This window comes from Caldisericum sp., from assembly GCF_049967455.1.
Lineage (GTDB): Bacteria > Caldisericota > Caldisericia > Caldisericales > Caldisericaceae > Caldisericum > Caldisericum exile_A.
The window spans coordinates 1-8,889 of sequence record NZ_JBMFSR010000038.1 but is presented as its reverse complement, the minus strand read 5'-3'; the positions used below and the strand labels follow the sequence as shown (position 1 = coordinate 8,889).

9 protein-coding genes are annotated in these 8,889 nt (G+C 33.6%); 6 read left to right on the top strand and 3 right to left on the bottom strand.

Features of this window, described 5'->3' with window-relative positions; all coding sequences use genetic code 11:
* The first annotated feature begins 365 nt into the window (after nt 1-365).
* Nucleotides 366-1,553 carry an ABC transporter transmembrane domain-containing protein gene (locus ACP5SP_RS06700; RefSeq protein WP_428076305.1) on the top strand — a complete coding sequence of 396 codons (1,188 nt, stop codon included), beginning with the start codon at nt 366-368 and terminating at the stop codon, nt 1,551-1,553.
* A gap of 758 nt (nt 1,554-2,311) precedes the next feature.
* On the opposite strand, the gene ACP5SP_RS06695 is transcribed toward ACP5SP_RS06700, so the two are convergent.
* On the bottom strand, nt 2,312-2,527 hold the full coding sequence (locus ACP5SP_RS06695) for a hypothetical protein (protein ID WP_428076304.1): 216 nt from the start codon (nt 2,525-2,527) through the stop codon (nt 2,312-2,314).
* 374 nt (nt 2,528-2,901) lie between these two features.
* Between ACP5SP_RS06695 and ACP5SP_RS06690 the strand changes: the two genes are divergently transcribed.
* From ACP5SP_RS06690 to ACP5SP_RS06670, 5 genes are all read left to right on the top strand, one after another.
* Nucleotides 2,902-3,537, top strand: a complete 636-nt coding sequence (locus ACP5SP_RS06690; RefSeq protein ID WP_424587125.1) for a DtxR family transcriptional regulator — start codon at nt 2,902-2,904, stop codon at nt 3,535-3,537.
* Nucleotides 3,537-3,758 (top strand): FeoA family protein, encoded by a 222-nt coding sequence (locus ACP5SP_RS06685; RefSeq protein ID WP_416085601.1) that lies wholly within the window; start codon nt 3,537-3,539, stop codon nt 3,756-3,758. The genes ACP5SP_RS06690 and ACP5SP_RS06685 overlap by 1 nt, the downstream gene beginning before the upstream one ends.
* A 12-nt stretch (nt 3,759-3,770) precedes the next feature.
* A complete protein-coding gene (feoB, locus tag ACP5SP_RS06680) occupies nt 3,771-5,789 on the top strand; it encodes a ferrous iron transport protein B (RefSeq protein WP_428076303.1) in 2,019 nt (672 codons plus the stop codon).
* 219 nt (nt 5,790-6,008) lie between these two features.
* Nucleotides 6,009-6,692, top strand: a complete 684-nt coding sequence (locus ACP5SP_RS06675) for a DUF554 domain-containing protein (RefSeq protein WP_424587123.1) — start codon at nt 6,009-6,011, stop codon at nt 6,690-6,692.
* Between the two features lie 172 nt (nt 6,693-6,864).
* Nucleotides 6,865-7,404 carry a hypothetical protein gene (locus ACP5SP_RS06670; protein ID WP_424597383.1) on the top strand — a complete coding sequence of 180 codons (540 nt, stop codon included), beginning with the start codon at nt 6,865-6,867 and terminating at the stop codon, nt 7,402-7,404.
* Nucleotides 7,405-7,608: 204 nt separating this feature from the next.
* Here the strand turns inward: ACP5SP_RS06670 and ACP5SP_RS06665 are convergent, their stop codons facing one another.
* Nucleotides 7,609-8,112 carry a gamma carbonic anhydrase family protein gene (locus tag ACP5SP_RS06665; protein WP_424587203.1) on the bottom strand — a complete coding sequence of 168 codons (504 nt, stop codon included), beginning with the start codon at nt 8,110-8,112 and terminating at the stop codon, nt 7,609-7,611.
* 14 nt (nt 8,113-8,126) lie between these two features.
* Nucleotides 8,127-8,669 carry a L,D-transpeptidase gene (locus tag ACP5SP_RS06660; protein ID WP_424587204.1) on the bottom strand — a complete coding sequence of 181 codons (543 nt, stop codon included), beginning with the start codon at nt 8,667-8,669 and terminating at the stop codon, nt 8,127-8,129.
* Nucleotides 8,670-8,889: the final 220 nt, after the last annotated feature.

The following is an 8,889-nucleotide window of genomic DNA, read 5'->3' as shown; positions in this document are numbered from 1 at the left end:
GAGTGGAATTTCCATAATTTACGCCTTTCTTGTGTGATTATTTTTAACTTGATTTCTGACAGCCATAATAAGAAAATATGAAGAGACGTTGATAACAAAAAAGCTTGCTTATACAAGAAGGTACTTGACAGAAATACTATATTAAGATAGGAGGTGAAAAAATATGCAAAACTATGAAAGCCCGACAATTGAGCAGGCAGGAGGGATAGGAAATGAGATTAACGGAAAGTATACTGTTGTTGTGGTCGAGATATCTCATGTTTTCTTTGTTCCTTTTTGATGGTAACACGTTTATTTTTCCCTTCCTCAAAATAGGATGGCAGATTTTCAATGTTAGATTGTAAAAAAGTGAAATATTGAATTAAATGCGCAAAGACCTGAAAAGTTACTTATCTTTATTATTAAATTACCTAAGAGGTAATTGGGGACCTGTTACTCTTGGTGTTGCCCTTGGAGTTATTGCAGAAATATGTACCTTAATTTCTCCATTAATTACGAGATATTTGATGGATTTCGTAATCATTGGTAAGAACTATTCATACTTTAAATCTCTAATCCTCATTTCAGTTTTTGTACTGATAATATTTCTGCTTGCCTCCGTTACAGGAAGTTACGTCCTAATTAGGGTGTTTAAAAAAGTCTCTGCAAATCTTAAACTTGATATGTTCAGAAAACTTCAATATGCGCCATTGAGTTTTTATGAGAAAGAGACAGGCGGAGGTGTAACTTACCGCTTGCTTACAGATACCGATTCACTTGTAGACTCCTGGATGAACGTCCTCGTAACGATTCCGATGCAACTCATTCTTCTTGTAAGTGCTGTCTTCATGGTTAGGTGGAATTTGATGCTTGCTCTTTTCACATTCATAATTCTTGGAATCCAATCTTTTGTTATCGCTCGATTTAGAGAGCCAATCCTGAACTATACGAAGAAAGTAAGAACGAAAGGACAGGAGGTTAATGGATTTACGGTAGGTCATTTCAGAAGGATTGAGTTAGTTAAGACTATTTCGACAGAAGAACTTGAGCAGAGAAATTTCTTTAAAAGACTGCAGGATCTGATTCAATTAGAGATAAAGACTTTTATGATTTCTAAATTCTCTGGCGTGTTACAGACTCTTATAAGTAATACCTGGTCTCTTACCATCCTTTTCTATGGCGGAATGCTTACAATCTACGGAAAGATGACAATTGGGACTCTAATGGCATTTATGATGTTTGCTGGGATTCTTTATCAACCAATTGCAAGTCTTACCAATCTTATTCTTTCCTTCCAGAGCACGAGAGTAAATTTGATGAGAGTGAAAGAGTATCTGGAAATTCAGCCGAGTATAATTGAAAAGCCTGATGCAATTGACTTTACTGTAGAAATAGGAGAAATTAAAGTAGAAAATGTATCCTTTAGTTACGGAGATAAAATTGTATTAGAGAATGTAAAAATAGATTTCCCTCCTAACTCAATAACAGGTAAAATCTTAATTTTATTGATAAGACTGTTAATGACTTATCCACAGTTTTCCACAGTTATCCACAGAAAAATGTGGATAAGTTAAAAATTGATGTCATAAATTATTACCTGGGCGATATAGCATTAAGACTTACATTTAATGAGGTTTCTTTATTTCCACAGAATTTTTCACAACGCCCCTAAAAGTGTTAATAACCTGTGGATAAAAAGTCTCGGAACTTAACAAATGCTAAAAGTGTGTTGAATAGAGTTTTATTAATAATCAAGAGTTAACTTAAATAGAGAAAATGTTGATTTCCAAACTAAAAGGTTCATAGAAAGCTCTTAAAAAAGATTACAAACGATATACAAAATTTTATATTGTTCAGCATAATTAAAAAACTTGATGAATTCATAAAACATATTAAAATTGTATATGCTAACCTTATTTAGAGTTTTTAGAGGTATTGCTGCAACAACAGTTACTACAGCCTTCTCGGGTTTGTTTTTCAGTTTTCTTAAAGATGCTTATAGCAAAAACTTACCTTGCTTTTTGAAGTATTTCTCCTTCCTATAAGCACACTTCTCATTTATATGTCAAATAATTTATTCATAATCTTTCTTGGAGCAATGCTTGGTGGAATATCCGCCACTGATCCTATTTTATGTGAAAGATAAGTTAAAAATACAATTCAGAATAATAGAAATAAGTTTGCCCTTAAAAGCGCACTCACAATAGGAAAATTTACTTTAACAGGTATTCTAAATGGTTTAAGTCAGGGTTTAGCAACTCCTTTTCTTATTCCCTTTTTCGTGGTTGTTTATAAATTAAGCGAAACAAAAATGGCATAGCTGCATTAAGAGTTATGGCGCTTCCGATAAGCAATCACCAATAACAGATTTTGTTGAATCTGATGTAGTAGGAATAGAACTTGGTTTGCACCGAGTAATAAGACTTTCTTCTTTTTCGTTTGGAACACTCTTCTCGGGGTATATGCTTGACATACAAAGCACTGAAGCGCCATTTTTCAGATATCGAGCTGTAATGGAAATCAATGTTTTCCTTTGTAATCTTTTCATTAAGGACATTAAAGAATAGTTTTAAAAATCTTTTCAGCTTAAAATAATTTGATTAACGACTTAAATAAGTATTGACTCAAAAAATTTTTTTCTATATAATAAGGTTAGCCTAATAAAATTAGGTTATCCTAATTAGGAGGTTTTAATGCAAGATTTTATTTTATACCTTGTTTATAAGAAAAGGATTTTCAACTTAAGAGAGCTACAAACTATAACAGGCTTATCAAAAAGAGATATCATAAGAAGTATCGAATTTTTATCACAAAAAAGAGGAATTAGCTTTATTAATTTGTCAACATTTCGGAGCAATATTTGTAAAAGGTGCCCATTACAAAGTTTATGCAAAAGAAAAAATAATGAGGTAAGGAGGATTGATGGACTTTTCATTAAGTGAAAGCCTTGAAGATTATCTTATTGACCTTTTAGAACTATCAGAAAAGAGCTTTGCTGTAAGATTAGTTGACTTAGCAAGGAAAAGGTTAGTTTCTCTTCCTTCTGCTTTGGAAGCTGTAAAGATACTTGAGAAAAAAAACTTTTTAATACATGAAACACGCGGATACATAAAGCTTACAGACTATGGCTTAGAACAAGCTAAAAAAATTTATGAGAAAAAGAAAATTTTACTCCAATTTCTTGTGGATGTGCTTGGAGTGGATTTAGAAGTTGCAATAAGAGATGCACACAAATTAGAACATGATATTTCTCAAGAGACATTTGAGGCAATTAAAAAATTCACCAAATTAAACTCATCAAATATCAAAAGAAAGGAGGCTAAAATGCCATTAACATTGGCAGATTTAAAGGTTAATGAAAGCGGAAAAGTAGTTTCAATTGATGAACAAGCTCAAAAACTAAAAAGCAAGTTACTTTCTATGGGTGTGGTTCCAGGTACCATTGTAAAAGTCGAAAAAGTTGCACCACTAGGAGATCCTATTGATATCTTAGTTTTAGGGTATCATCTCTCACTTAGAAAAAACGAGGCAGAAAAAATATTTGTTGAGAGGATATGATGCCTTTAATTTTTGGAAGACCTAACGAAGAATTTGTTATTGAAAAAATTTTGGGTGGGTCAAGTATTTCTCTGAGATTAAAAGAAATAGGTGTCATTCCTGGTGTAAAAGTATTGATAGTTTCAAATTCAGGTGGCCCCATAGTCATTGGCATTGGTAATATGAGACTCGCCTTAGGAAGAGGCATTGCTTCAAAAATAATTGTAAGAAAGATTGTATGAGAGGAGGCTTTCATGAATGAGACTTTAACAACAAAAGAAAGAACAATTAGGGTTGCATTAATTGGGAACCCTAACTCAGGCAAATCAACTATTTTTAATGCACTCACAGGGGGACATGCTCGGGTAGGAAATTGGCCAGGTGTTACTGTTGAAAAAAAGGAGGGCAAATTTCATTTTGAAAATCATGAAATCATCCTAACGGATCTTCCTGGGACTTATAGCTTGACTTCCTTTTCAATTGATGAACGAATAGCGAGGGATTTCATTGTAAAAGAAAAGCCTGATGTAGTAGTTGTAATAGCAGATGCAACTAATATCCTAAGAAGCCTCTACCTGTTTGTTCTTATAAGAGAACTTGGAGCAAATACCGTACTTGTTCTTAATATGATAGATATGATAGAAGGAAAAATAGAAATTAACAAGAAAAATCTTGAGGAAATTCTTAATGTACCAGTTGTTTTAACTATAGCCTTGAAGGGAGAAGGTATTGATGAACTTAAAAAGGCAATAATAAAAGCAAGTTCAACAAAACAGCAGACTCTTAGGATAGATTATGGAGAAGACATTGAGAAATGGGTTTCGGAAATTGAAAATAGACTTGGGAACTATCAAACACCATATAATAAGCGCTTTATTGCGCTAAGTCTTTTACAAGGTGATCTTCAAATAATTGAAGAAGTAAAAAGTGAAGGCTTTGAAGAAGCAGTGAACTTAGCTTTGCATGCATCATCTCAATTTGAAAATAAATTTGGCATTGATATCGAAGAAAAAATAGTAGAAAATCGTTACGGTTTCATAGAAAGTGTTATTAAACAAACTACAAGGAAACTCCGCTCTATTGAAGAAAGAATTACTTTGTCAGATAAAATCGATAGATTTGTGACAAACAAATACCTTGGGATCCCAATATTTGCTCTTTTTATGTATATCACTTTTGAATTAACATTTAAGATAGGAGGATTGTTCGCCGATTATATTGATCAGTTTTTTGGACTAATCTCACAGCTTGTTTCAAGACTTCCTCTTCCTGAACTTATCTCATCATTTCTAACAGATGGAGTTATAAGTGGAGTGGGCTCTGTTCTTGTTTTTCTTCCGAATATTTTCATTCTCTTTATGTTCTTATCCTTTCTTGAAGATGTAGGTTATATGGCGAGAGCAGCCTTTGTAGTTGATAAATTGATGTATGCAATAGGACTTCCTGGGAGATCCTTTATTTCTCTTATTCTCGGGTTTGGGTGCAATATTCCTGCCATAATGTCTACAAGAACTATTCCTGAGGAAAGAGATAGATTACTTACTATACTAATTAACCCATTCATCTCCTGTAGCGCAAGATTACCAATTTATATAATGTTTACAAGCATATTTTTTAAAGAAAAACAGGGACTCATTGTCTTCTCATTATATGCCCTTGGAATTATTGTAGCAATTCTTTCAGCAAAACTTTTTAGATCAACAATACCGTCACTAAAAGGACCCATTTCACCACTTGTAATGGAACTTCCCCCATATCGTATACCCTCACTTAAAGGTATTTTAATTCATGCCTCTGAAAGAAGTAGGGAGTTCCTCAAAAAGGCAGGAACAATTATCTTTGCAGGCGTTGTAATTGTATGGTTACTTTCCACCATACCGCTTAATCATGGAGAAAGTCTTAAAGGGACATACTTATGGAGGATTGGTTCATTCTTTGCTCCAATATTTAAGTGGGCGGGCTTTGGTTTCCCTGAGGCAGCTATTGCTCTAATTTTCGGAGTCATTGCAAAAGAACTAGTAGTAGGTACATTTGGAACACTCTTCGGAGGTGAAGAAAATATTCCTCAAGCATTACAAAGTCTTTTTACGCCATTATCTGCTTATGCGTTTATGGTGATGAGTTTACTTTACATACCATGTATAGCATCAATTGGGGCCATTTACAGAGAAACAGGTTCTGTTAAATGGGCGATTTTCTCCACAATTTATAGTTTAATTGTTGGATATTCATTTGCTTTATTAATATATAGATTGGGTTCTCTTATATTATAATTTTAGATTAATCCAAAAAAATTAAAGGGGAGCTAAACGGAACTCCCCTTACACTATTTAAAGTAGCAACACCCTCTCACACCTTAAGAGAGCGGCTTCCTCTTTCACAGAAGGAAACTTACTCAGATGTAAGTTTATTTTATCATTTACTTTCCGGGTCTTGACTAAAAATACATTTTTCTTATAATTCCTTAAATTGCTTCCGAAAGGAGAAATTGTATGAAAGGAACAATTATCAATGTTATTACTGTGCTTGTGGGAAGTACTCTTGGACTTATAATTGGTGAAAGATTCCCAGAAAGAGTCAAGAAAATAGTTATACAATCAATCGGACTTTTTACAATGCTTATTGGTATCACAATGATTATAAAATCAACAAAATTCATTGAAATTTTCCTTTCACTTATCCTGGGAAGCATAACTGGTGAGTTACTTCGTATCGATGAAAGATTGGAAGGCTTAATGGAGAAGGTTAAATCCAAAATATCACCAAATTCTCCTCATTTTGTCGAGGGATTTATAACAGCAACTCTTGTTTTCTGCGTTGGAGCAATGACTGTTGTTGGCTCAATTCAAGAGGGACTAACAGGTGATGCAACACTTCTTATTACAAAATCAATAATGGATGGAATAACATCTCTTACACTTGCATCAGGACTTGGTATTGGCGTAATGTTCAGCGCAATCTCAGTTTTTTTAATCCAGGGCAGTTTAACGCTTTTAGGCTCAAAGTTATTGTTCTTAATGCAAGATGTTTATATAAACAATTTTACAGGGCTTGGAGGAGTGCTTATCTTAGCAATTGGCATTGAGCTCTTAAACATTGAGAAAATCAAAATTCTCAATATGCTTCCTTCCTTAGTATATCTTCCTATTATTATTTACATTTCAAGTTTATTATAGGTTAAGTTAATTTTAACTATTTGAAAGGACTCTTTTTGAGATTAAATTTCTTAAGACTCTTTTCACATATGTTATAAGCCTATACATCTTAATAATGTAATCCATATATTGACAAAAAAGATATTTTTTATTAGAATACTTTGTTTGTGATGATTTAATTACGGAGGTTAAAATGGAAGAACTAATGAAACAGTACGAAGCTATTCTAAAACAAGTTGGAATAGACCCATCAAATAAACTAACAAACGATGAAGGCAAAATTATTCTTTTTAATAAACGTTGGATTTTAATGGATGTAGAAGCATTCCCAGAATACATTATCAAATCGACAGGGGCAATCATGGGTGAACGTATGGCACAAGAATTCGTTTACTGGTTTGGTTATAGCTATGGTGAAAGAGTTGCCGAAAGATACATAAATTTAGGAATGCCAAAAGAGATTGTTCCTCATTTTGTAGCAGCTATAACAACATTTTTTACTGGATGGGGAATTCCTCAAATACTTGAAATGTCTTTAGAAAGAGGAAAGCTCCTTGTGAAAATCATTAACGACTTTGAGAGTGAATCGGCACTTCTAAATGGAGCAAAACCAACAAACAATTTTCTTAGAGGAGTTCTTGCGGGTGCTTTTGCAAAACTAATAGACGCAAAAACTCATGCAATCGCAGAATTTAAGGATGGATTTACTGTAATTTCTGTTGAGAGAAGATAAAAAATTTAAAGTATTGCAATTCCCCGTATCCACTTTTAAAAATCTTTTTTAATTCACTTCTTTAATACTTTTGATTATGCAAAAGGATTCTGATGAATACCAATTTAAGGAAAACTGATATTCCTTCATCATTCGATGAAAAATGTGGCAGCTTGTAAAATTTAAAGGGAGTTTCGTATTAAGTAAATTACCTAAAGTGGAGGTTTAAAAGCTATATCTCTTAGATAATTTTACATATTCGAGCGCATGTTCCTTTAGAGCATTTATTTCTTCTTCAGTAAGCTTTCTAACCGCTTTCGCAGGAATGCCAACGATGAGTGATCCATCTTCAAATACTGCATTTTCAAGGACAAGCGCCTGAGCCCCAACAATACTATTCTTTCCTATCTTTGCACCTGATAGAATCGTTGCCCCCATTCCTATGAGCGTATTATCTCCAATTGTTGCAGAATGAATTATTGAATTGTGTCCAACTGTGACATTCTCACCAATGTAGCATGTTGTTCCTTCATCAACATGGATTACAGAGTTGTCTTGAATGTTAGAATTTTTGCCTATGTGAATCTTTCCAATGTCTCCACGCAAAACCACACCAAACCAGATACTCACATTTTCTTCAACTTCAACATCACCAATAATAGTTGCATTATCAAAAACAACTGCATCTTTTGAAATCTTGGGTTTTTTTCCTTCAAATTCAATGATCATAAACCCCTCCTAAATTACTTTGTACCGTTTAAAACTGTATTGATGGCGTAAAGGACATTTATTGCCTCAAGGTGCACTGAAAGCTCATTTTGAGAGCCTTCACGAATTTCAATTTGTGTTCCTATAGGAACTGTTTTTGCAATATACAAAGCGTCTTTGTTTTCCATACGAACGCAACCATGAGAGTTTGCAAAACCTATTGAAAAAGGCTCGTTCGTCCCGTGAAGCCCATATGATGGAAGATTCCAACCCATCCACACCATTCCAAGCCCGTTATTTTTGTCAATCTTATATGGTTGATATACCTTCCCTTCGAAGTACCATAAAGGATCAAAAGTTTTGTTAACAATTGTATAAATACCTGTTGGAGTTTCGTTATCTGTTGTATGCTCACCGATACAAACAGGAAAAACCTGTGAAATGGTGTTTCCCTCATATAGGAATAGTAATTTATAAGACTTGTTAACAACAATGCGATAAGTTGAGGAGTTTGCAATCCCTCCAAAAGAAACTAAATAAAATATTATTATCGTGAGAATTAATAATACCTTTTTCATATAAGAATTATATCATAAAAATAGCACTTTTATTACTCCACTCTCCCGTGAGCATTAAAATTGTGGGAGCCTTGAGAAATTATATTTAAATCTATCACCTCAAATCAATTGTCATAAAAAGTGTAGTAAGACAAATCCATTACTCGAAAAGGTAAAAGTCCCCCATCAACCATTAGAAAGGGGGATGCCCCCTTTCTAACTTACCCCCAAGGAAAAGTTA